A 23,919-nucleotide genomic window follows, 5' to 3' on the forward strand; every position below is an offset into this window, starting at 1 on the left:
ACTTAACAATGCTGTTTAACCTACACATCAAGGTCAATCGGAACAATCTCTCTTTCGGACGATGAAGACCCCCAGTTTTGCATTTTCTGGTGGCCTTCATCTCCATGAAAAGGTCAGTCTATATTCGTAGTTTCATCCTGAAACAGATTGTTGGTCAGACACACATACGTCGTGCGTGATCAAATAGAAAACCTGCATCTGAATACGACTGATCCCCGGGTTCTTTTATTTATCTGGGAAATACTTTTTGGGATAAAGTACGCAGTTATTCACGACATACTCAACGCAACGCTCATAGTACCCTGGGTCTTTTCCACCACAATAATCGAAAGGATGGCTTATAACATATGCCCTGCATCTGGCGGCTAAACTGCTATCATTGTTACCGGATGCATATGCGGATTGAGTTGCCATGATAAACGCGCCGCCCACTGCAAGCATACGCAATATCGTTGAAATTCTGCTTTTCATTATGTTTCCATTATGCGTTTAATTAGGTCCTGTTGACAAAGTGGGTTTGCACATCACCTGAAGCATGATTCAACGCCGTCTTTTAGGAGGCTGCTTTGGCTCGTGGCGATCTTTCGGATGTCGAATGGCGGATTATTGAAGGGCTTTTGCCTGCAGAGCGCGGACGAAAATCCCGTCCTGCCCATGATAATCGGCGCTTTCTAAACGGGATGCTGCACGTTCTGCGCGTCGGATGCCCTTGGCGGGATATGCACGAACGATACGGCAAATGGAATTCGGTCTATGTCCGTTTCCGGCGATGGGCTGAGCACGGCGTTTGGGATGCCCTTCTGGAAACATTGGTCGGCCTTGGCCTGACTGAGGACTGGCAGCACATGATCGATAGCACCACAGTTCGCGGCCATTCGCAGGCAGCGGGCGCTAAAGGGGGACTCATAAGGAGGCTTTTGGTCGATCACGCGGCGGCTTTACGACAAAAATCCATGCCAGAGCGGACGGTCAGGGACGCCCTCTTGGCTTTATCCTGACGGGTGGCGAGACCTCGGACTACAATGCCGTTCCGGCTCTGTTGGCCATGCCAGTCAACAAGCCCAGGCTATTCCTGGCAGATAAGGGGTATGACGGCGACTCTATCCGGGAAGAGCTTTTGATGCGCGGCATCCGTCCCGTTATTCCGCCAAAAGCGAACCGGAAGAACCCGCCTGCCTGTGACTACCGAGCATACAGGGATCGCAATCGTATCGAGCGGATGTTTAATCGTCTCAAGCAGTTTCGCAGGATCGCCACCAGATACGATAAGACCAGAGCTTCCTTTGAAGCCTTCCTCGCGTTGGCTGCCACAAAGATTTGGCTACCATACTTTGTCAACAGGACCTAAGTCGCTGTTTGATGTATTCCGAATGGACCATGAATTCACTCTTGCGGGCCATCGAAGTCATAGTTCACACCGATCACATAGCAGTCACAGGTCATCAAGTGGGGGTTATTCATACCGTGCCCCAACCTATAGCCGGCCTTCTCCCAGTTATGCGGCACCGCTATATAATCCACCTGTAAGAACGGCGCCGTCTCCGGTTTATCCCGCGGCACCCTCAGGAAACGAGACGACAACACCAGCACCTTTGAAGGTTTTGCCCGGAAACACGGATAAGTTTCGTGAAATTGTTAAGCAAGTTCAGTTGGCCATGTTGGCGTACGGTTATTACTCAGGTCAGATTGATGGGGTACTCGGTTCCACATCGAAGGCAGGATTACAGCGTCTTCAAGCCGATTATGGGTTGAAGGTTACTGGGACGGTTACGCCTGAAACCCTTGATGCGCTAAAGATTTCGGCACGATAGAATTTGCGCCGTTGATGTTCTCCGGCACGGTTCGCCGAAGCCTCGGGACCCAACTGGGGCATTTTCTGATACGGGTGCCTAAGATTAATTCTCCACGAAAATGCGGGAGTATGTGATTTGCGCTTCAAAATAACTGCTCTCGTGTTCATCAGCGTGTCTATGGCCAACCTCACAGATGCGATAGCGACCCAGTTTCGCACGCTGAAAGAAGTTCAAAGTGAACTTACCTCCAGAGGGTTCGATCCGGGTTCCGCGGATGGTGTTTGGGGTCGCAAATCCGTCTTGGCACTGAAGAAGTTTCAGCGCGAAAGTGGGCTTGAGGAGAAAGGTACGATTGATAAACCAACGCTGGAAAAACTCTTTCCGATTGTTGACGCAGATACAGTCGTTTCGCAGAATTCCAGCGGTACAGCTATCATAACGCAGGCTCAAGATAGGAACTCCATAGGGACTGTAGCCGATGGTGGAACGACTGACGGGAATGCGGATTCCTCAAGCTTTAAGGTTCTGTTTTTTGGAGCTTTCTTAATCGTCATGATGTTTTGGAGACGTGGCAAAAGAAAGAAGCCAGGTGGAGGTGAGGATGATCCGCTCGCCGCGAAAGTTGAACCAACTCTCAACGTAACTAAAGTTCGTTCACGATCTGAAGCTCCGAGGCTGGACGTCCGCGCCAAGCCTTCTACACGAAAAAGATAGGGCGTTTTTAGCATGTAGATTTTTTGTGATTGAGATATAGCGTTATGCTTCTTGATCTTATTAAGCGGCTTGAAACGGAAACTGAATATCACATTCGGCAGGCTCTAGCTGAAGCTTCCTCTAGGGGGAGTGTTGCGTCCGGAGGGAACTTGAACCAAGAATCTTGACTGGCAATCATAGTTATTTTCTTTGATCCTTCACTCGTGCTCGCGCGCTTTTCGCTTTGAGGAGCTTGCTCTTTGACTGGATCATAATCCATCCATTACTTTTTCAGCAGGCTTTCCACGATATCGGAGCCCAGTGTTGTTTTTAACGCATCAACTCCGTTTTTGGGCAATCTCGAAAGGCCACTGACGATGCCTTCTTTCCATGCGTCACCGCGGTTCCATGCTTCTTCCCAGGCATCTGTTAGCTCATCACCGTGACGCGTTTGCACCAGAGCTTCGAAGAGCAGAGCGGCCTGTGTAAGGTCCTTGTCTGCCTTCAAGCGTCCTAAGGTGTCTGCAAGCCTCCGCGAAGACACAATCAGTTTGTGAATGGCATATCTTTCCGGAGCAGGAACGAGGACGTTGACGCCTTCACGGAAAAGGAGCACCGTGCGGATAGGCTCGTAAATTAAGTAGTCGAGGAAACGCAGGTTTTCCGCCGAGGCGCCACCCAGAGCCGGCATGGGCGATGGCTTTCCTGTGTATTCGTCTGATCCCCGGTTACCGGTCAGGAATTCCACTCTGTAGTCTTTGGCGTTCACGAAAGCGGTTACACTGACTTTATCTGTCTGATGCGGAACAGCCCGGAATTGTGGATCAACCGACTGTAATATTTCGAGGATTGGCGGCAGGCTGTCCTGGACCTCAGCTGATATTGCAAAGTCCTGAGCAAAATCCGCGTCGCCTGTCTGCATCGCTGTGGAAGGCAAGCGGACACCTAGCATTCCAGCGTAAGTGCTGAATGCCACTGACCCGATCAGGATAGCGCGCAACCGAAACAGTCCGGCCTCGGCTAAGGCTTTGGTGACATCGCCTGCAAAAGGATCAGGACCGGGAAGGCCAGCGCGTCGCAGCGTGCTAACCATGCGCCTTCGCTCCCTAATGTTGTCCTTGATCTCTTTGTGGGTATTTACCCGCTCACTGATCGCTTCGTCACTCGCAGGGCCTACGTAACTTCGTTTGTCTTTGCCTTCGGGGGTAGGGAGGTCGAAATACCAGTAATCACGATTTTTGACTGTAACGTTCACGAACCATCCCTCCAGGGGAAAGTCTGCTGTAAATTGTGCATCCATTGTCCTCTGGGTTAACTCAGCGAACATTGTTCGATAACTGATGTCGATATCTTTCATCCCTGAAGCTTCTCTTTTTAAGTGATCTGGCTCTGGTGAGGGTCGAGAAAACCATTTCGCGACGGTGTTATAAGTTTCTGTCAAAACCTTATAACCGAGTTATGGGTTGTTGTCATTATAAGCTATTGGCAGAACCTTATAACGAGTGAACCGGCAAAAGACCTCCAAATAGCGGAAGTAAACATTTTTCGTTTGGTTCACGACTGTATCGACGTGATTCAATAGCGTACGTTCCGCTCGTCCCTTCCTCCTGTCAGCTATCCGGTCGTGATACTGACAGGAGGGAGAATTATGCCCGACTAAAGTCTGACAGACGACGGCAGTCCGTCATATCTAATATTGGCATCTATTCAGCAACAAGCGGCATAGCGTAGAATCTGAACTCCAGCTCAAACCTCCATCCATACCTGATTGAGAGTTCGGGCAGCCAGCGCAGCTTTATCCTGCGGCAGAAAACGCCCATAATGGCTTGCAACCATCTCTGGAGTGTCCTGAATTGCATAACTGGCCTGTTCGTAAGAACCTGTTTGTTTGAGAATATGGGTGGCCAGAACATCGCGCACATTATGCGGTCCATGGGGAAGTAAGCCTTTGATCGCACCCCTGTCAGTATATGGATTGTAAATGCCATACCGCTGTATTGTGAGCCGCCATGCTTCGTAAAACGTCGTCTGGTTATAAGCTGCATCTTCACTCGTCAGTTTTACCGTCTTCACGAACAGTGTGCCTGGATCTTCTGCTTTGCCGAGCAGGACAGCCCGATGCCGGCTGATATAGTTCTCAAGGTGCGTATAAAGGTCAAGCAGGTCGGGGAGAACCAGCCGAAATGGTTTTGAACCAAAGAATGATGAATTGGAGTTCTTAAAAGCAACTGCCGGTATGAAAACTTCCCAGCCATTATCGCGATCGCTCCAGCGGATCTCACCACGCTTCATATCCTCAAGACGACGCTCCGGTGTTGGGAAATGCCCGCGCGGACAGACGAGAAGCTGACGCAGGTTCTTTTGGCGAAGCCCAAGATGCAATCCAAGCCGAAGCATTAAAAATGACCGGACAGCTTCAGCGGCCTGTACAGGATAACGACCTTCATCTGGAATGCGTTTTACAATTTCGTCTGTGATTTTTCTATATTCAGCGAGTGGTCTGTCAGCCGCGAGAATGCACATGATCGGTTCGAACGGATCCGGGTGAACACGCATCACGCGCTGGACCTCCCTTGATCGATGTGTTGCATGTTTAAAGCACTCAGCGCATGCTCCATGCCAGTCCTGCTGCGCAAATTCGATTTCTTCAGCCGTCACCAATCCCCCAACAGGCTCTAGTCCCCTTGCCAGTTCAGCGTGTTGCCACATCCAGCCGGTTTCAGGTCGTGTCATGCCGAGAAGTGCGCTCAGCATGTCCTGCTCCCACGATGTGTAAAATCCGCGTCGCTTCTCTCGCCACTGAAGGTACGAGTCCCATATTCCGGGAAATACCAGCAAGCCGAACGTTATGTGTCGCAATGGAATGCCCCGGCCCTTAACTTCGCCATCCGGCGAAGCGGCGAGGGCGCCGAATAGAAGGCCGAAATGTTCGACTTTTTGCGATGCTGTCTCTTCTCCCCAGACACCGGTTCGCTGAAATCCGACTGATGTCAGTGTTGCCGTCTTAAACCGTACGAGATTGGCCATTTCCATTGCAAGGCGCGGAGCTGCATCCACAACGCCAGCCAGCAGATCAGGATCATCGATGGCAACATTTTCATCAGAGCGGTAATCAAATACCAGAGTCTCTGATCTCGTTCGCGGGGACAAAACCTGTCCGTAAGTGATCCCGGGGAACCGTATGGCATATCGCTGTCTGGACGCCTTCGCCTGAAACCGGCGATAATTGGTTGAGCCTGATACGATTACGCGGCGGACCCATTCCAGGATCTCGTCTCTTTTGCTGAATGGAAGCTGATTAAAGTCGTCGGGCAAGTGCCATACAATACGTCGTCGTTCAGAAGCGCTGATGTCATCACCCACTTCATGACCATATACCGACCGGGTCTGATGTGGCAGTCTGGATTTAAAATAACCCTCTGGCAGTCGATAACGTCTCTCTATCCTTGAAAGCACATCGAAGCTGTCGGCGGAGCGGGGCGTTTTTGTGCCATTCGCCCAATTGGCTATCGTACGGATATCAAATATCTCATGCTGTTTCACAACCGCACGGTGGAGACGCCAGTTAGTCTCATTGAACCTGCGCATGTGATAATTCAAAGCATGCTGGAAAGCCTGCGGATCCTCAACCCAGTCGAACAGCGGCTAAGGAAACTCCTCGACAGGATCCCTCGACACTGCTGCGGACGGCTGGGGACGGACTGGTGTTTTTCCGGATGCCGAAACGGGAGATCTCACCTGCTTCGGCACGCGAACTGCGGGGCGCCGTTCCCGTACGTTTCGTTTAGGTTTAATCTGATCTGTTCGGGGAACTCCATTGTCGACCCACCGAATTATGGATTCCAGCGCAGGCCGGATGATAGTCTTCAGCTTATCTGTGAATTCGCAATCTATCCGGCTTTCCGAAGCCAATGATAACCAGTCAATCTGACTTCGGCGCATCGGAGGTTTTTTGCGATTCACGATCAAATCATTAAAATATGATTTGATTTTATTGAGTATTTCATCCGACACGTGTGGCTCAACGCGCTTGTCGCAGAATTCGGAAATCATACTTTGAAATTGAAGAGGTGAAGAAATCTGTGTGTTCATTGTAGCCCAAATTGCTGAATTGACCGGCGTGTTGCCGGGCGTGGGCTGCTAATGCGAAATAATTAATCTATTCTGAAGCTTACCGAAATTTTCAAGGATGTTGGAGGTTCATATCCCTTCAAGGCGTAGCGTTCTATGGCTCTAGCGACAGTTCGCTTCTTGACTGATTATCATAATCAACGGGCTAGCCGAGAACGTAAAATGGATAGGTAGCTGGTAGAATAAATTGGCAAACCTTGCCAATCTGCGATTATAAATTGTAGCGAAGGGAGAATTTGATGGTAACGATGAACGTATCGCTCCCTCATCCTATGAAAGAATGGGTTGAGGCTCAGGCCAAAATGGGACGCTATTCGAACACGAGTGACTATGTGCGCGATTTGATCCGTAAAGATCAGATGCGTAGCGATAAGATTGCGACGATGCAGCGCTTTGTCGACGAAGGCTAACAAAGTGGCCCGGGAAGTCGTTCGCAGGATGAACTCTTCGCTAAGGCAATCGACAACGCCGAAAAATCTCTGAAACGCAACTAATGGAATTTAAGGGTGCTGTCACATTGTTTGAAGTAGACTCGTGCTGAAGGGGGCAATTGGATTGCAGGCCAGTTGATGCGCTATGGCGTTCCGTTCCGTGATTTTGCGTTTTTGCGATGCGCTCGGATCAGGCCCGCTGGACTGTTGGAACTGGATTGAGCGAAAATAGTTTCGCGTGGCAGAGAAGATGGATACGAAATGTTGCAAGGATCCAATTGATCGAAAGCCTTGTTGAGTTCGCTCTCGTTTCCGAAACGGCAAGTGCGAATTTTCAGCTCGGTTGTTTAGTCCCTTGTGTGATCGATGATCCACATTAGCCATGACTTGACGCTTGGCAGCCTTGGTGTTGCGGTGGGTTTGAACAATCTCATCAAGCACATATCCATCTTGATCAACTGCGCGCCAGAGCCAGCATTTTTCCCGCCGATACTAACAACAACTTCATCAAGATGCCAGACATCACGGTTCGAAGGTGACTTGCGACGCAATCGCGACGTAAGCAGAGAACCATGCGACCGGCACCATCGGCGGATTGTTTCGTAAGAAACCTCAATGCCACGCTCAAGCATCATTTCTTCAACTTCACGCAGGCTGAGATTGAAACGGAAGTACAGCCAGATTGCACGAGCTACGATTGAGATCGGAAAGCGATGGTTTTTGTACGTGGGCGCGTGCACATTCATAAACATCAAATATCGCAATCTCATTGACGAATAATCAATGTGACAGCACCGCGGCGAGTATTTAATAACCCACCGATTCAACGTTGCATGGTCAATCTCTACGCCGCGTTCAGCCATTATTTCCTGTAGGTCACGATACGAAACCGAATAACGAACATAGAAGAAAACAGCATATAGGATGACACTGTTGGGAAAATGAACAAGCTTGAAATCAACCATGGTCAATGCCTCGCTTCTATCTGCAATCGACGAAAGCCATCGCACAAAGTAGCAGACCTGAAAAGTTTGTGACATGACCTGCAATTCATCGATCCGGCGCATCAGTGACAGATCGCCATCCGATACCGGGCGCGATGAATAGTAGACACTGCTACGGCTGAACCCAAGGAGCTTCGCCTGCTTTGCGACCGATAGCTTGTGCGTGCGGTCGATCATTTCTTTCCGCTCAGCAATCCCACCTTGCTGAGCGCTCCGGCTAAAAAATCATTTTCCAGAGTTAGCTCGCCGATTTTGGCGTGAAGCGTTTTGACATCGACGTAGGCCCCGCTGGCTCCGTCTTGGTCTCGTCGCCAAAAACACCAGTCTCCCCCTCTAGAGGCTGTTCTATCCATTGCTTGATCTGGTTCGCGTGCACGTCGAATTGCTGGGATAATTACACAAGCGTCTTCTCGCCTCTGATTGCAGCGAGCGCAACTTTTGCCTTGAAAGCCGGGCTATGTGGGTCCAGCGTGGTCGTCTCGTCATAGTATCTCCTGTTCTCGGCATCTAAGCCGAAGTCAGGCAGAAATTCCACTTATCCTAGTTGTTCAAATTTCCCGAACCACTTCTCTAATTGAGCCCAAACATCCTTTGTACAGGTGGGTCAGCAAATTTAAGGAGGGTTCCCATCTGTTGAGAGTTGCAGCTTTAAAGCAGATCGTTTGATTCTCAGGATCGACGAGCTGCCGACACAAATCTGTCTGGTTTTTCCAAACGTTCCAATCATCCCAGCGACTTGTGTCTCTTTAATCGGGACTATTTGCTCTCACTGGACTTAGAGCTCTTTTATTATTTCATTGGGCTTTCCTCCGATCACATGAGTTTTTCATACATATTCCTTCAACTTAAGTCGAAAGTGTCCGTTATTATCGCCGATATGGCTTGACAATTTAGGGGAAATCTCGCATCCGACTAAATATTATTCTGGTTGCAGCATTGCTGTTCTGCGTGTGGGGCGGGAGGAACTTCAGACAATTCGGCAACCAACGCATGCATAGTTCAATCGAGTATCGATCATCATAATTGGCAAAGTCTTTTATATGATCCACCGACCTTTGAGTGGGAATTGGTCGGTTCAATCGGGGACGTATTGAAATGCAATTTAGTATGAATTTGGCTCCTTTGGGTGCCGCTGTAATTATTTTGATGTCGACCTTTCTTCCTGCACAGGCACAGGAAGCCGCTGCTGCCGTTGCCAAACCGGAAGCCCCCACAGTTCAATCCACCCGTTTTGATGACTGGTATTATCGTTGCGCTGAGGTCAAAGCTGCTGACGGGAAAGCTCTGTCACAATGTGAAGTGGCACAGATTGCCCAGGTCAAGCAAGGCGAGGAGAACGTCAATGTTCTCACATTGGCTATTGCCAAGGCTGCGCCCGAAGCTGGAAAGAAGCCTTCCGGCAATGAGCTGCTACTGACTGCTCTTGTGCCGCTGAATGTTGTGCTGCCAATCGGTCTTGGTTTGGCTGCCGACGGCAAGGATGTCGTCACGATCCCTTATCGCAATTGTAATCAGGCCGGATGCTGGGCACAGCAGAAGCTCGATCAAAAAATGCTGACAGCTTTGCAGAAAGGGTCTGCAGGAGAAGCCCGTCTACGCCTGATGAATGGGCAGAACATCAATCTGAAGTTTTCGTTGAAAGGGCTCACCAAGGCTCTCGCAGAACTGCAAAAACCAACTAAAGCCTGACGGATAAGATTATGATTTATTCTGTTCGTTTGGGCCAGCTTTGGTTCGCAGTTTGCGTGGCTTTGCTTGCTTCAGCAACTTCTGGTTTTGCGCAGCAATCACCAATTGCGGCATCCAATCCGTCTGCATCCCCTGCCGATGATTTCATGCGTCGTCAGGCCGAACAGGATTTGGAACAGCGATTACGTGCTTTGGGAGATGCAACTCCACGTGAAGTGACACCAGCCACGCCCGAGCAAGCTGGGCCTTTGAGCAAAGCTGCAAAAGGTCCATGCTTCGCAATTACCCGTGTCGAGGTGGAGGGTGTCACTCTGCTTTCCAAGTCAATACTTGCGCCTACGCTGGCGTCATATCAAAACAAGTGCATCGGCCTTGCTGACATCAATGTTCTCTTGAAAGACATCACCAGCCTTTACATGGATGCAGGCTATATTACGTCGCGCGTTTATGTGCCGGAACAGGACATTGCAAAGACCAGAGTTTTGCGCCTTGTGGCTGCCGAAGGTTCACTTTCTGATATTTACCTGAATGGTAAACCTGCAGCTTATCCGGGATTGCTTGCAACAGCCTTTCCGGGTTTGAAGGGTAAGCCCGTTAACATCCGCGATGTTGAACAAGGCCTCGATCAGGTCAATCGACTGTCTTCTAACAATGCCAAGACTTCAATGTTGCCCGGAAAAGAGCCCGGAGCATCTATTCTCAACGTCGAGAATAAACCCGGTCTACCTTGGCATTTCTCGGTGGCCAACAACAATCTTGGCCAGAAGTCGACCGGTTATTCGCGATCATCAGTGTCGTTTCGGATGGATAATCTGGTCAATCTGAATGACCTCGTATCGCTCAACTATGAACACACCGGGCCTGATTATCCCTGGCCCAACGACGGTACAGGACAGAGCAACAGCATTTCCGGCTCGATCAGTGTGCCTTATGGCTACTGGAGCTTCACGCTCAATGGCTCCTATTACAAATACCGCAGTTCCGTTCCCGGCCAATATTCTGACATCGACACATCCGGAAATTCCAAACAATTGGGCTTCAACGTTGATCGGGTAATCCTGCGAGACAAGGATTCTATCACCACGTTCAATGCAGGTCTCGCGTATAAGGCTACAGACAACTTTTTGATGGGTAATCTGATCGAGGTTGGCAGTCGCGAATATTCGGTTGCCAATCTCGGTATCTCTCATTCGCGTCGTATGCTGGGCGGGCTGTGGGTTTTTGACCTGAGCTACAATCAGGGCCTTGGCGTGTTTGGTGCAACCAGACGCGGAGAACCCGGCGCAGGTGATGCCGAGCCTGAATTTGCGAAGTTTACGGGGACGATAAACGTCACCAAACCTTTCCAGTTGGCGAGCCAGAACCTGCAATTCTCTACGCTGATCAACGGGCAGTATTCACCGGACAATCTCTATGGGGCCGAGCAAATATCGCTTGGCGGCTATTCCAACGTGCGCGGAACCCGCGACAGTATTCTGTTCGGCAATAATGGCCTGTTCACCCGCAATGAGATCACGTGGCGCACGTTGCCGTGGAAGGACAGCGAACTTCTGACCAAACGGCTAGGCGAGTTGCGGCCCTATGCAGCCATTGATTATGGCCATGTTTTTGAACAGGCGCGATTTGGCATTGAAGGTGGTGATGTTTCTGGTTGGACCGTGGGGATGCGTCTGGCTGGTGGCAATATTGGTGCTGACATTGGCTATTCGCGCATCATCAAAAGTACGGACGAGACCAACGGTAAAGATCTGTTTTTTGTCAGCACATCACTGCAGTGGTGATGCGTTAGTAGGGGATAGTTATGGTTTTAGGGAATATTTTGAACAACAGGAAACGGCATTTTGCGGTAGCGACAGCGATGGTCCTTAGCATCGCTCTTGCAGGCTGCGGCGGTCGTGAAGCAAAACCTATTGCGATAACCAATCCGACCGATAGCGCATTTGATTGTGCGGGGATTTCACGGGAATTTGCTGCGAATGAGCGGCAGATAATGGTCACTCTGAAAGAACGCAGTCAGGCTCAGGGCAAGAATATTGTTCTGGGAGCCGCAGGTGTCCTTTTCCTTCCTGCACTGTTTTTCATGGACCCGAAGTCGCCTGAGAAGGTGGAGATCGATGCGCTGCGCAATCGCAACAAGGTTCTCGAAGACATTGCACGCACCAAGAAGTGTTCGGCCCTCAAATCCCAACTGACCGAAGTTTACAAAAAACTCGACAATCCGGGCAGCGGACAGTCCGCAAAATCGAGAGATTAGAGACTCTTGCGGCTTAAACGCCGCATGATTTTCGATTCATATTTTAAGGCAGGATCGGCCATGAAGAATTTTGCATACCGTCATTATTTCTCGCGTGTATCCGGTTTCTCCAAGGGAACCAAGCGGACACATCGCTGGTTTGATCCTGTCGCATTTGCCCGTAAAGGCGTTGCCAGTCTTCTAAGTGGGCTTCTGGTTCTCCAGCCCGTGTTATTGCAGGCGCAACAGCTGACACCGGATGTCAGTGCTCCGATTGGCAATCAACCGGGTATAGGGGCGGCCCCCAATGGTGTTCCACTAGTCGATATTGTGACGCCGAACCAGCAAGGGCTGTCGCATAATAAATATGGCGACTTCAATGTCGGAACGCCTGGTCTGATCCTCAATAACCACAATGGCGAGTTAGGAAACTCGAAGCTCGGTGGCGTGACACCGGGCAATGCCAATCTGAAGAACAGCGGGCCTGCAAGCGTCATTCTCAATGAAGTTACGAGTGGCAATCGCAGTGCCCTGCAAGGGGCAACGGAAGTGTTCGGCGGCAGAGCAGATGTCATTATCGCCAACCCTAACGGGATCACCTGTGATGGCTGTGGCTTCATCAACACGCCACGCGCCACGCTAACCACAGGCACACCCGACATCGATGGTACAGGAAGGCTGTCTGGTTTCACTGTTCAGGGCGGTGATGTCACCTTTGGATCGAAAGGTGGCAACTTTGCTTCTGGCGATGGAACCGTTGATCTTTTCGATATCGTGTCCCGCCGCATTCAGATCGATGGTCCGGTCAATGGCAAAAACCTCCGGCTGACGGCAGGTCGACAAAAGTTCGACTACACTACGGGCGAAGCCACGGCTTTGAGCGGAACTGAGGATGCGGGCGAGTTCGCCATTGACGGCTCTGCCCTTGGTGCCATGCAGGCCGATCGTATCAAGATCGTTGTCACCGATAAAGGTGCTGGCGTGCGTATGCGCAATGATATGGCGGCCAATGCGGGCGAACTTACGCTTTCTGCAGATGGCAAGATATCGCTTGGTAACGCTTCTGGTCGTGACGGCGTTTCCGTACAATCGAAGAGCAGGCAGGTCGAAGCAAAGAAGATCACCTCGAAAAAGAAGGTGGTCGTCAAGTCAGCCAAAGGCATCACACTGGAAGCGGTTTCTGCCGACGAAGATGTCATTCTGGGCAATGGCGACGGCTTGCTTTCTGTCGCAGGGGACGTTGGATCCCTTAGAAATATAGAGCTGACCTCGTTCGGTGCGATTACGGCTGGCAATATCGCAGCTGGCAAGAACGCAAGCTTGCAAGCGGGACAGGGCATCGCTGCTGGTCAGCTTAATGTCGACGGTGCGGCAAATCTGACCACGGCATCTGGTAACATCGCGCTGTCCGGCACTACTAAAGCAGGTGGCGGCGTGCTGACCATGACGGCTACGTCCGGTTCTATCACCGCTGCCTCGCTTGTCAGTTTCAACAATATGGCGCTGACCGCCGGCACCGACATTACGACCGGTGATATTCTGTCTGGCGGTGCGCTTGTTGCCTCCGCGCGTTCTTTGAAAGCTGGGAATGTTGTCTCGGGCGTTGATGTCGTCGCTACCAACGCTGCCAATGGCGCTATCCAAATCGGATCGACAGGCGACATGCGCCTTGCTACGTCTGGGGGGATTGATGTTGCTTCTCTGCTTTCTGCCGGAAATCTGAATATAGCCGCTGCAGCACTTGCAGCGCAAAACGTGACCAGCCACGGGACTGTTGTGATTTCTGGCGACACAAATGTCTCGGGCCAGATTCTGGGCAGTGGTGATGTCAGCATCGCGGGCGCAAACATCACAGCTGGTGCGATCATCTCAGGCGTTGATTTTGTAGCCAGCAGGTCCTCAAACGGGGCCATTATTGTCGGAAACACAGGCGATACAACGCTTTTAGCGCAAGCCGGAACGATTAATGTTGGCACGCTTCTTTCGGCGGGCAATTTTCTTGGCGATACCGCCACATTCAAAGCCGCTAATGTCACCAGCTATGGTGCGGCTAATATCGCCGGCACAACGACGATCAGCGGCCAGCTTCTGGCGGGCTCAGACGTCACCATTAACGGATCAGCGATTTCTATCGGTGCTGCTGTTGCTGGTGTCGATCTGACTGCATTGCGCCAAGGCAATATCGTTTTGGGGAATGGCGCACGCACGCTTAATCTCACCGCGACCGCTGGTGATCTCAAAGCAGATCGGTTGCTATCATCTGGAAACACAATTGCTTCTGCTTCCAGAAATCTTTCCGCAAATATTCTCACGCATGGCGACCTCAGTCTTACAGCAGGTGGTAATCTTACGCTTTCCGGTCAATCACTTTCGGGCGGAAATGCAACTCTCACAGCAGGTTCGATGAACATCGGAACACTTGTTTCCGGTGTTGATTTTGCAGCAACTGAACAATCAGGCCGTTCGCTTACCTTAAAACCTGGCGCGGCCAGTGCGACCAGTTCGACTGGCAATGCCCAGTCTGGCCAGATGACATTAACGGCCACTGGCGAGATTGACGCTGGAACTTTGTTGTCAGCACAGGCTTTGACGGTCAATGCCGGATCATTCAATGCCACAAACGTCACCAGCAATAGTACTGCTAATATCACGGGCGCAACTACGATCAGTGGCCAGCTTTTGGCGGGTTCTGATCTTGCCGTTACGGGGGCTGCAATCAACATCGCGACGGCTGTCGCTGGCGTTGATCTGGTCGCTTTGGCCAAAGGAACAATAGCAACAAGCAATGTTGCAAGTGGCCTCAACCTGATTGCTACGGCTGGTGATCTGATCACCAACCGTCTTCTTTCCTCTGGAACAACAGTCGCGTCTGCTACAAGAAACCTGTCAGCGAATGTCGTTTCGCGCGGCGATCTGACCCTGACGGCGGGCGGCGCTGTTACCCTTTCCGGCCAGTCTCTGGCAGGTGGCAATGCGACCATCAACGGAGCATCACTTAACATCGGAACGCTTGTTTCTGGCGTTGATTTTGCTGCCACCGAGCAGTCAGGCGGCTCTCTGATCCTCAAGACTGGTTTGGCTAATGCAGGCCAGATGTTGCTCAATGCTTCCAGTGGCTCGATTTTCGCTGATCAGTTGCTGAGTGGCGGCGATCTGAAGGCCAAAGCACAACAGAACGTTTCCTACAATAGCTTGCAAAGCTTCGCCTCCGCCGATCTCAATGTGGTCTTAGGTGCCATCAGTCTGGACAAGAATACGGTCGCGAAGGGTAATATCGCGCTGACGTTGCAAAGCCTTGATCTGAGCAATAATCGTTCCAAGCTTGCGACCGCTGGAAATCTCATCGTAAACGCTGCAAGTGCCGATCTTTCGAACTCGACGCTCATTTTTGGCGGCATTGCTTTGAACCTCTCAGGTTCTGCTGATGCTGCAAATTCGAAAATCCGCGCGGTTACAGCTGATGGCGGCAGCGGCGATATTACAATCAATGCCCAGACAATATCGACGACGTCTGCGACGGCGCTCCTTGCTGCCAATGACCTCACTCTGACACTTGCTTCGCTTACAAACCCTGGACAGCTTGCCGCCAACAGAAATCTGACGCTCAATATTGCAGGCAGCTTCACGAATACCGCGTCCGGTCTTGTTTATGCCGGACAGGACGGTCGCCTTTATGTTGCAGGCGATCTTCTCAACGATCAGGGTGCGATCCTTGTTGGTAACGACCTGACGATTGCAGCAAACGCAAATGGCGAACGCAATCAGTCCATTACCAATGTGTCCGGTCTAATTAAAGCCGGGCGTGATGCCGACATTACAACGGCAAATCTGACCAATAAGCGTAGTACAGTTCCGACCTGGTCGACGGTTGTTGTGAGCAACGACGCTATTGCAAAGTTTGAGCTTAATCCCGAGACATGGGGTAAGCCGCTTGGACATATCTTTGTCAACTCAAACACCAACGCACCGCTTAATCTTTACCCCGGCGAAGATTATGCTGAGCTCGCATGGATGGCACAGCTTTACGGCGTGATCACCTTTGCTGACGGTACATCCTACCGCACGCGCAGCTTGCAGTCTTATGAAGAAAATACTCCCTGGAAATGGGGTGACAGCCTCAGCAGCGTCCAGGCAATGCGCAACTGGCTGCTGTCGCGTTATCCGGGCGACGGAAAAGGCAACATTCTTCTGACACCTGATTTGCAGAGCAAATCGGTCATCATCGTCAACCGCAACGATCCGTTTGCCTGGACATTTACCTGGGACGAAGGCACCCAGATGCGTCAGTCGATTGAAGAACAGCGATTTGATGGCAATCTATCTCCTGAGGCTCTTATCCAGACAGGCCGCAATCTGAACATTGATGCGACGATCCTCAACAATGCTCATAGCTCGATTGAAGCGGGTGGAAATGCAAAACTGACGGGCTCGGTTCTTAACAATGAAGGTGTTGCGCTCTATCGCACTGTGACTTCCAAGTGTGAGGCGACAGGTGGTTGCGAGGCGTATGATGCCAATGGCAATCGCGATGGTACCAATGATCTGGACAAGGGTAATTCTCGGGTAACAGGCCAAACGATTGTTGGCGGCGCATTCGGCAACATCAAAGCAGCTGGCAACATGGATATCAGCGGCTTTGCGAGCGTCAACAACACCTCTGCACCCGGATCGATTGCTGGCGGCGCGCAGCTTTCTACTGCACCGGTCACCAATGATCCGACTGCTGCCCTGAATGGCCTGACGGCAGCGGGTGCGTTGTTCACACCAAATTCTGCAATAGCAAATCTTTTGGCTGAAAAGGGTATCTCGGTTTCCGGCAATAGCCTGCAAGCGGGCGGACTGCCATTATCACCAGCGGAAATTATTGCGGCTCTGGGTTCGATAGCGCCTAAGCCAGACTCCGGTGGTTTTGGCGGCACAATTCCCGGACAAGTCTTTCTCTATGAAACCCGTGCCGAGTTCCTGGACGTAAGCAAGTTCTACGGTTCCGGCTATTTCATCAATCGAATTGGTTATAACCCTGACCGTTCTATTCCGTTTATGGGGGACGCCTATTTCGAGAACCAGCTGGTCGATCAACAATTGCGTCAGCTCATCAATCAGGGGCTTGGCAAGGGTTCGTTCATACCGGGAAGCGACGCCATTGAACAGATGAAGGTTCTGCTCGACCGCGGCGCGGACTTTGCGAGCGCCAATGGTCTGACAATCGGCGAAAAGCTTTCACCAGAACTCATCGCCAATCTGACCGAAACGATGGTCTGGTATGAGAAGAAGACCGTCAACGGCATCGAAGTGCTTGTACCGACCGTTTATATCGCCAATGCCGACAAGGCGAACTTGACGGTTGCAGGCGCAATCATCTCCGGTGACACAGTCAATATGAATGTCAGTGATGTCAGCAACGCTGGCGTTATCCAGGCTAAAACTGACCTGAAGCTTCAGGCTACAAATATCACCGCAACGGGCGGCAGCTTTACCGCTGGCAACGATCTGTCGCTGTCAGCATCGCAGAACCTGACAATTGCGGCAGCCGACATGCAGATCGGCGGTGAGACCTTCGTCAAAGCGGGCAGCGGTGTGCAGGCGGGTGGCAATGCAAGCCTTTCGGCAGGTGATGCACTCACCTTGCGCGGTGCAGAGGTCAAAGCAGGTAATGACGTCGATCTCACGGGACAAACTGTGACGCTCGACACGGCAAAGGCGACCAATAATGGTTCCGACAATGTCATCGGCACAAATGTCCAATCGGGCGGCGATACGACGATCACCGCCAAACAGGATGTGAATGTTATTGGTTCCAATGTTGCAGCTGGCGGCAATCTCGGCATTGAGGCTGAACAAGGTTCGGTCAATGTTGTCGCGGCAGGCGTTGAGAAGAAGGTCAACGGTGTTGCTGGCACACGCATGTCGCAGACGGATTCCACCTTTGCACAAACATCCAACCTGTCGTCGGGTGGTGACACCTCCATTAAAGCAGGCGACGATATTCTGATATCGGGTTCAAAGGTGAAGGCAGGCGGTGACGTCAGCATCGAAGCCAAGGACGATATCAATATCACGGTCGCTCAACAGCGTACCGAGACAATTGGTTCGGAAGTCAAACAGGGTTCCGAAACCCATATTGGCTCGGAAATCAGTTCTGGCGGTTCGGCCAGCGTTGCAGCAGGCGACAAGACCGATGTCGACAATTCGCATGATCTCAACATTATTGGCTCGAAAATTGATGCCAAGGGCAAGGTTGATCTCAGCGCAACCGACAATGTCACCATCGCAGAAGCGCGGGATACGGGCTATTCGCAGCTTGATACGAGTTCAAAGGGTATTTTCAGCAAAAAGGAAAGCCATAGTCGTACTGAAACCGAAACCGCTGTTGGATCGTCGATTAGCGGTGGTGACGGTGTCGATATCAGCTCCGGCAAGGATACGACGATTTCTGCCTCGAACATTCAGGCGGGAACGGCCGATAACAAGGCTGATCTGAATATCGATGCAGGTGGTGATCTGATCATCGCGTCCGGCAAGAACACCTCTGAAACGGATGCCTCCAAATCAAAATCAGGCCTTTTGTCGAAGAAGAGCGACAAGGGACACACTTACGATGAAACGACGGTTGCATCCGAGCTTGGTGCATCCGGCAATGTGAACCTCAATGCTGGCGACAATGTCGTGATCTCCGGCTCCAAGGTCACGGCCGGTGAGAACATCGCAGTCGAAGGTGACAGCGTTTCCATCATCGGTGCGCAGGAACAGCACGATGCTTCATCGTCCTCCAAGAAGTCCGGACTTGGTGCCGGCTCCGGCGACGGCTTCTATTCGGTCTGGGGCAAGGAAGAAAAAAGCAGCAAGGAAAACACTGTCGCGAACGTCAGTTCTGAACTGTCCGCTGGAAACGATGTCTCCATCAAGGCTCGCGAAACCGACGTCAACATTGTCGGCTCGAAAGTCGAAGCAGGCAACGATATCGCACTCGATGCGGCGCGCGACGTTAACATCCTGCCGGGTGCGGAAAGTTACGCTTCTGAGGACAAGGAGAAGCGATCCGGTTTTGGCGTTCAGGTGAAGTCCAGCGAAGGCAGCGCTTCCATCGGTATTGGTTTTGGCTCGTCGAAAGACGAAACGAAGCAGGGTGCTGAGACAAATGCTGTCTCCAGTCTAAAGGCTGGCAACAACGTCATCATCAATGCGGGTCGCGATGCGAACCTTCAGGCCGCACGGGTTGAAGCCGAAAACGATGTCGCCATTACAGCAGAGCGGGATGTCAATCTTCTCGCTGCACAGGACAAGACCAATTACGAGCATATGCATGAGGAACTGTTTGCGGGGATCACCGCGAGTGTTTCCACAGGTCTCGTCAGTTCGGCCAAGAGCATTGCTGATGCTGCGGGTAAGGTCGCCAAGGTGTCAGACGGCTATTCCGCAGCCAATGCAGGCTTTGCAGGTCTGAAGGCAGCAGACGCATTGAACAATATCAGCTCGATGTTCACGCTGGATGAAAACGGCAATGCCAAGGGCAATGTCGCCTCTGCGTCAGTTGGCGTGGGGTTTGAATATTCAAAGTCGAAGGAAAGTGCAGAAAGCTCGACCCCTGTCGTTACAGGCATTCGTGGCGGAAACAGCGTTTCCATTGAAGCCAAGTCAGGCGACATCAACAGCCATGGCGCACAGATTGTTGCTGGCTATGATGAAAATGGTGTGCTTTCTGGTGGAGCTGGCGATATCAGCCTGAAAGCTGGCAATGATATCAATCTGGAAAGCGCGCAGGCTACCAACTCTTCGTCGTCATCCAGCACATCAGCAGGAGCGAGTGTTGGTGTCTCGGCAGGTGTATCCATTACGGGCGTTGAATTTGGTCCCTATGCCAATGCGCATGGCGGCGTCGGGAAATCCAAAGGCAACGGGACGACTCAGGTCAACACTCACGTCAATGCCACGGGCAATATCACCATTGAATCCGGCCGGGACACCAATCTGAAAGGTGCGGTCGTCGAAGGTGACACCGTCACGGCGGACGTTGGTCGCGATCTCAACATCATCTCGGTTCCCGACACCGGGGAAAACTCGAACAAGTCTGTTTCGCTTGGCGTCAGCACCTCTGGCATTTCCCCGGGCTATAGCACAGGTTCCGGCGAAACCAACTGGATCAGCGAGCAGTCCGGTCTCGTGTCAAAAGGTGAGATGGATGTCACTGTCGAGGGCAACACGCATCTGGGTGCAGGCAAGATCGTTTCTAAGAGTGGTGATCTTACCCTCGATACCGGTACGCTAACCCATGAGGATTTCTCAGGATCGAAGCAATATGAGGGCTTCGATGTTCAGGCCAATATCGACCTAACCGGTAAGCAACAGCAGCCGGATCAGACCTCTCAGCCAAAGAACTCAGCTGAAGGCACTTACCAGCTTGACGACACGCGTCAGGAAGTGCGCGCCACCGTCGGGCCGGGTGAGATCATTATCCGCGACAAGGACAAACAGGCAGAACTGGAAGCGAGCGGCCAGACCGAAGACCTCGCAGCGCTCAACCGCGATCCCGACATGGCTTACGAAATCACCAAGGATAAGCATGTCGAGATCGACTATTATCTGTCGGATACGTCGGTAAAGGCGGCGTTGGAGGCTGGGAAATCAACGGTTGAGATCGTTATCGATGCTCTGGGGCGGATGGCGAATGATGGTAAGCTCACGCCACAGGACTACGATACGGCTCGCAGACTTGCGAAGTATAAAGACGATCCGAACGTTATCGCTCAGTTGAATGCATGCGGTCAGCGGCAGGGCTTCAATCAGTTCAGCCCGTTGGATTGGCTGATAACACCCGCTCATGCGCAGGCCCCGTGCATGATCAGTACGACCGAAGGAACATTTCCGATCTCTGTAATTGGTGCAGAGACATGCAGAACGGCATTTGCTGTGATGACCGGAACTGCTGGTTTGATGGGTCTTGCGACTGCAACCATTTTACTTGGCACCACGAATCCAGCAGGCGGCGGCAAGATTGATGAGACGCACAATCTGGATGACGGTACTGTCGTACGCCTGCAGGGGAACGGTTCTGACCTAAAGCGGACGGCAACGCTTTCCATGCCGGACGGCACCAAGTCGGTGCTGGATTTTATGCTAGATCCCACAACGGGGGTGCTTGTTCTCGCCGGTGGTACGCTGAACGGCAAGTCAATGGCGCGCGCATCATTGCAGAACGTTGTTTACAGCATGCAATCCGGTGGCGTGAAAAATGTGGTGCTGAGTGAAGAAGCTCCGGGCATGGGCCACAATGGTGGTCCACCGTTGGACGATAAGGGCTCAAACAACGGTGGAAACTCAGGTGGAAAGCCGCCCCTTGTTCCGCCACCTGTTCCGGGTATGAACATCGATTATGATAAAATATCAACTGCCAAATCGTGGCAGTCAACCCAGCCAAGAAATCTGGAAGAACAAGTTCTGTGGAACCAGATTAAAGGGAAACCCAGTGCAGGAACAAAGCTTGCCGATATGAATAATGATCCGCGGTTTCCAGCTTCAAATGGTTGGCAGAAAATGGAAGTTACGCATACGCAACCAGATGGCTCCAAAATATCGATTCATTATCAGTATAATTCGATCAGCAAACAAGCGTATGATATGAAGTTCACAAATTAGACGGTATTTAATGATGAAAATAATGGAAAGAGATGGCTTCGAAAGGGTAGTAGAAGTCTATGCAATTTATTGGTTTGATGAGGTAAGGCACCATCTTGTCATTCCATATAAGAAATTTGGTGGTTTAATGGTAGTAACAGAAGAAAATTGTGATGTAATTGACCCTTCAATAAATGGATTTGTTTTAATAAAATCTGGAAGTGGCCGTGATATGTTTATCCATTGGGCTACTGAAAAAGATGCGTTATTGGATAGGATGATTGATCACGATCCTGAAGCGATGGAAGAATTTGAACGCCGTTTGAAGGAAGGTAAGCCTGTGACTTAATTGCGCAGGATTGATCTGACCGTCGAGGGCAACACACATCTTGGTGCTGGTAAGATCATATCCGAAAGCGGTGATCTGACGCTCGATACCGGCACGCTTACGCACGAGGATTTCTCAGGATCGAAGCAATATGAGGGCTTCGATGTTCAGGCCAATATCGACCTAACCGGTAAGCAACAGCAGCCTGACCAAACCTCGCAGCCCAACAACACTGCTGAAGGCACGTATCAGCTTGGCGATACGCGTCAGGAAGTTCGTGCCACCGTCGGGCCGGGTGAGATCATTATCCGCGATAAGGACAAACAGGCAGAACTGGAAGCGAGCGGCCAGACTGAAGATATTGCAAGCCTCAACCGTGATTCGGACAAGGCGTACGAGATCACCAAGGATAAGCACGTCGAGATCGAATATTATCTGTCGGATACATCGGTAAAGGCTGCTGCTGATGCGCTTCAGGAGGCTGGTTCTACACTTAGGGACGCATTGTCTGCATTTGTAGGCACCAAAAGTGGCCTTGACGCTCAAACCCGGCAGGAAGCTTTGCAGCTCACAGGGGAAATTGCCAATAGCATCAATAGCAAAGAGGCTTTGCAGGAACTTCGGAGTTGCGTAGGCCGTCAAGGCTTCAACCTACTGGATATTTTCATCTCAAAGGCTTATGCGGGTGGGGTCTGCGAACGCTATTCGACAGCAGCAATCAATCTGTGTCTTGAAGGCTTTGACAAGTTACGTTTGGCTGTCGTCGAAAGCGGTGCTTCCGGTCTTGAGTATTTCAGCAAGCGTATCGAACAGGACCCAGAGGGCTTTGAACAGATTGCACGGCTTCTGGACTTTATGCCGTCCAGTCTCGCTATGGCTCCTTTGGAAAATGAAATCAAAGCCGAGATCGAGAAAAATGGTGGCGATCTTGATGCCATCAATCGTATGGTAAATGATTTCATTTCCCGGCAAACACAGGCTGTAGAAAATGGCGAAATAACGCCGGAAGTGGCTGCGAGTATAGCTGTTGCTGCGACGATTATCGTTGCCAAGATCACGCCGAAATCAGTGCGAGGAAAAGTTGTCAATAAAGCGATAGCTTCATCGAAGACTCTCTTTAATGCCGCAAAGCAGAAGCTCGGTGGAACGGCTGGCACAAGTAAATTTGGTTTTGACTCTTCGAACGTTGAGAGTAAGCTGAAGGGGTATTTGCTCGATCCCCTGCACCCACAGAACCAAACTAAAGCCAACTGGTTCAGTCAAGCTCTTGGATTTAATCAGAGCAACTGGCAGGAACTCGCTTCACAATTACGTTTCGATCCAAAAACTGCTGTTGCGACTAAAGCCACGCAATACGGGCAAACTTATGAGCAGGTAATCGCCATAACTGGCACTAATGGTAAAACAATAAACACAACATTCGTGTTCATGAAAGATAATTCAGGGACTGTTCGCCTCGTCACAGGAATTCCGGCAAAGAAATGAAAGTATTGAAAGAGAACGACGTATTTGCGCTGTCGAAGCCAGTAGAGGCCACGACGATTGGTGAAACAGACACAGTGGAACTGCCAGTCGGTCAGATCGTTTCAGTTGTGCTGGTGTTTGGTGATCCTTCTACGCCAGTCGCTTACGAGGTAGAGGCATTCTTAGAGAGCCGTGAAAGATACGTACTGGCTACAGTGGCGGCTAGCGACGTTCAGTGATTTTTGTCGCGTCAGAATACGCTAAGTCTGAACCAACAAAGATAGGCGCCAAGATTGCGCCCGAGAATGTGGTCGAAATCCCAAAAACTACCGAATGGCAAAACTGTCTCGCTTGAGACCGGAACCGCGATTGGGCAGCGTTCGGCTGCCATTACGGCGTACTTGAACACTTTAGGTTTTGAAGATCGAGTCAAGGTAGTTCAGTCTGTTGGGTTCGCAAAGGGAATAGGTGTTGTTCCAGCAAACGGTGAAGCAATCGCTCTGACGCAATGGCTCTGGTCTTCATTGGACGAACTCGACGG

At 51.1% G+C, this 23,919-nt stretch carries 12 protein-coding genes and 4 pseudogenes; 11 read left to right on the top strand and 5 right to left on the bottom strand.

Annotated features, from left to right (window positions below):
* Positions 1-566: 566 nt before the first annotated feature.
* The 3 genes from CEV32_RS05430 to CEV32_RS05440 all read left to right on the top strand — a co-directional run bounded on the left by CEV32_RS05430 (position 567) and on the right by CEV32_RS05440 (position 2,507).
* Positions 567-1,348, top strand: a protein-coding gene (locus CEV32_RS05430; protein ID WP_235818732.1) for an IS5 family transposase whose coding sequence is annotated in 2 segments (ribosomal slippage) — positions 567-897 and positions 897-1,348 — 783 coding nt in all. Because the reading frame shifts where the segments join, the coding sequence is not laid out codon by codon here.
* A 22-nt stretch (positions 1,349-1,370) separates the two neighbouring features.
* Positions 1,371-1,811 carry a His-Xaa-Ser repeat protein HxsA gene (hxsA, locus tag CEV32_RS05435; RefSeq protein ID WP_094574914.1) on the top strand — a complete coding sequence of 147 codons (441 nt, stop codon included), beginning with the start codon at positions 1,371-1,373 and terminating at the stop codon, positions 1,809-1,811.
* Positions 1,812-1,928: 117 nt separating this feature from the next.
* Complete coding sequence (locus tag CEV32_RS05440) at positions 1,929-2,507, top strand: peptidoglycan-binding domain-containing protein (RefSeq protein WP_208620802.1); 579 nt, start codon at positions 1,929-1,931, stop codon at positions 2,505-2,507.
* A 262-nt stretch (positions 2,508-2,769) separates the two neighbouring features.
* Here the strand turns inward: CEV32_RS05440 and CEV32_RS05445 are convergent, their stop codons facing one another.
* The gene (locus CEV32_RS05445; protein ID WP_094574916.1) at positions 2,770-3,843 is read right to left on the bottom strand and encodes a nucleotidyltransferase family protein; all 1,074 of its coding nucleotides are present in this window, start codon (positions 3,841-3,843) and stop codon (positions 2,770-2,772) included.
* A 389-nt stretch (positions 3,844-4,232) separates the two neighbouring features.
* Positions 4,233-6,128 (bottom strand): hypothetical protein, encoded by a 1,896-nt coding sequence (locus tag CEV32_RS05450; protein ID WP_235818738.1) that lies wholly within the window; start codon positions 6,126-6,128, stop codon positions 4,233-4,235.
* Positions 6,129-6,856: 728 nt separating this feature from the next.
* Here CEV32_RS05450 and CEV32_RS05455 point away from each other — a divergent pair.
* Positions 6,857-7,111, top strand: a pseudogene (locus tag CEV32_RS05455) (type II toxin-antitoxin system ParD family antitoxin).
* A gap of 162 nt (positions 7,112-7,273) precedes the next feature.
* On the opposite strand, the pseudogene CEV32_RS05460 reads toward CEV32_RS05455, so the two are convergent.
* From CEV32_RS05460 to CEV32_RS05465, 3 pseudogenes are all read right to left on the bottom strand, one after another.
* A pseudogene (locus CEV32_RS05460) lies at positions 7,274-7,794 on the bottom strand (IS6 family transposase); the annotation flags it as partial.
* Positions 7,795-7,845: 51 nt separating this feature from the next.
* Positions 7,846-8,013, bottom strand: a pseudogene (locus CEV32_RS23365) (IS6 family transposase); the annotation flags it as partial.
* Between the two features lie 75 nt (positions 8,014-8,088).
* Positions 8,089-8,559, bottom strand: a pseudogene (locus tag CEV32_RS05465) (transposase); the annotation flags it as partial.
* A gap of 639 nt (positions 8,560-9,198) precedes the next feature.
* On the opposite strand from CEV32_RS05465, the gene CEV32_RS05470 reads away from it, so the two are divergent.
* From CEV32_RS05470 to CEV32_RS05500, 7 genes are read left to right on the top strand one after another with little or no spacing between them, the layout of a single operon-like run.
* Positions 9,199-9,741, top strand: coding sequence for an invasion associated locus B family protein (locus CEV32_RS05470; RefSeq protein ID WP_235818733.1), 543 nt, complete (start codon positions 9,199-9,201; stop codon positions 9,739-9,741).
* A gap of 11 nt (positions 9,742-9,752) precedes the next feature.
* The gene (locus CEV32_RS05475) at positions 9,753-11,522 is read left to right on the top strand and encodes a ShlB/FhaC/HecB family hemolysin secretion/activation protein (protein WP_094574922.1); all 1,770 of its coding nucleotides are present in this window, start codon (positions 9,753-9,755) and stop codon (positions 11,520-11,522) included.
* A 20-nt stretch (positions 11,523-11,542) separates the two neighbouring features.
* A complete protein-coding gene (locus CEV32_RS05480; RefSeq protein WP_094574924.1) occupies positions 11,543-11,995 on the top strand; it encodes a hypothetical protein in 453 nt (150 codons plus the stop codon).
* 60 nt (positions 11,996-12,055) lie between these two features.
* On the top strand, positions 12,056-21,607 hold the full coding sequence (locus tag CEV32_RS05485) for a hemagglutinin repeat-containing protein (RefSeq protein WP_167382747.1): 9,552 nt from the start codon (positions 12,056-12,058) through the stop codon (positions 21,605-21,607).
* Positions 21,608-21,617: 10 nt separating this feature from the next.
* Positions 21,618-21,935 (top strand): hypothetical protein, encoded by a 318-nt coding sequence (locus CEV32_RS05490; RefSeq protein WP_094574928.1) that lies wholly within the window; start codon positions 21,618-21,620, stop codon positions 21,933-21,935.
* A complete protein-coding gene (locus CEV32_RS23815) occupies positions 21,936-23,399 on the top strand; it encodes a DUF6883 domain-containing protein (RefSeq protein ID WP_208620803.1) in 1,464 nt (487 codons plus the stop codon).
* The gene (locus tag CEV32_RS05500) at positions 23,396-23,617 is read left to right on the top strand and encodes a hypothetical protein (RefSeq protein WP_094574930.1); all 222 of its coding nucleotides are present in this window, start codon (positions 23,396-23,398) and stop codon (positions 23,615-23,617) included. The genes CEV32_RS23815 and CEV32_RS05500 overlap by 4 nt, the downstream gene beginning before the upstream one ends.
* Positions 23,618-23,919 lie beyond the last annotated feature (302 nt).

Origin of the sequence: Brucella rhizosphaerae (assembly GCF_002252475.1) — a bacterium.
GTDB lineage: Bacteria > Pseudomonadota > Alphaproteobacteria > Rhizobiales > Rhizobiaceae > Brucella > Brucella rhizosphaerae.

Coding starts and splice junctions, on each gene's coding strand:
- hxsA (WP_094574914.1), top strand. CDS start 1,371: ATGGACCATGAATTCACTCTTGCGGGCCATCGAAGTCATAGTTCACAC.
- CEV32_RS05445 (WP_094574916.1), bottom strand. CDS start 3,843: ATGAAAGATATCGACATCAGTTATCGAACAATGTTCGCTGAGTTAACC.
- CEV32_RS05470 (WP_235818733.1), top strand. CDS start 9,199: ATGTCGACCTTTCTTCCTGCACAGGCACAGGAAGCCGCTGCTGCCGTT.
- CEV32_RS05475 (WP_094574922.1), top strand. CDS start 9,753: ATGATTTATTCTGTTCGTTTGGGCCAGCTTTGGTTCGCAGTTTGCGTG.
- CEV32_RS05480 (WP_094574924.1), top strand. CDS start 11,543: ATGGTTTTAGGGAATATTTTGAACAACAGGAAACGGCATTTTGCGGTA.
- CEV32_RS05485 (WP_167382747.1), top strand. CDS start 12,056: ATGAAGAATTTTGCATACCGTCATTATTTCTCGCGTGTATCCGGTTTC.
- CEV32_RS05490 (WP_094574928.1), top strand. CDS start 21,618: ATGATGAAAATAATGGAAAGAGATGGCTTCGAAAGGGTAGTAGAAGTC.
- CEV32_RS05500 (WP_094574930.1), top strand. CDS start 23,396: ATGAAAGTATTGAAAGAGAACGACGTATTTGCGCTGTCGAAGCCAGTA.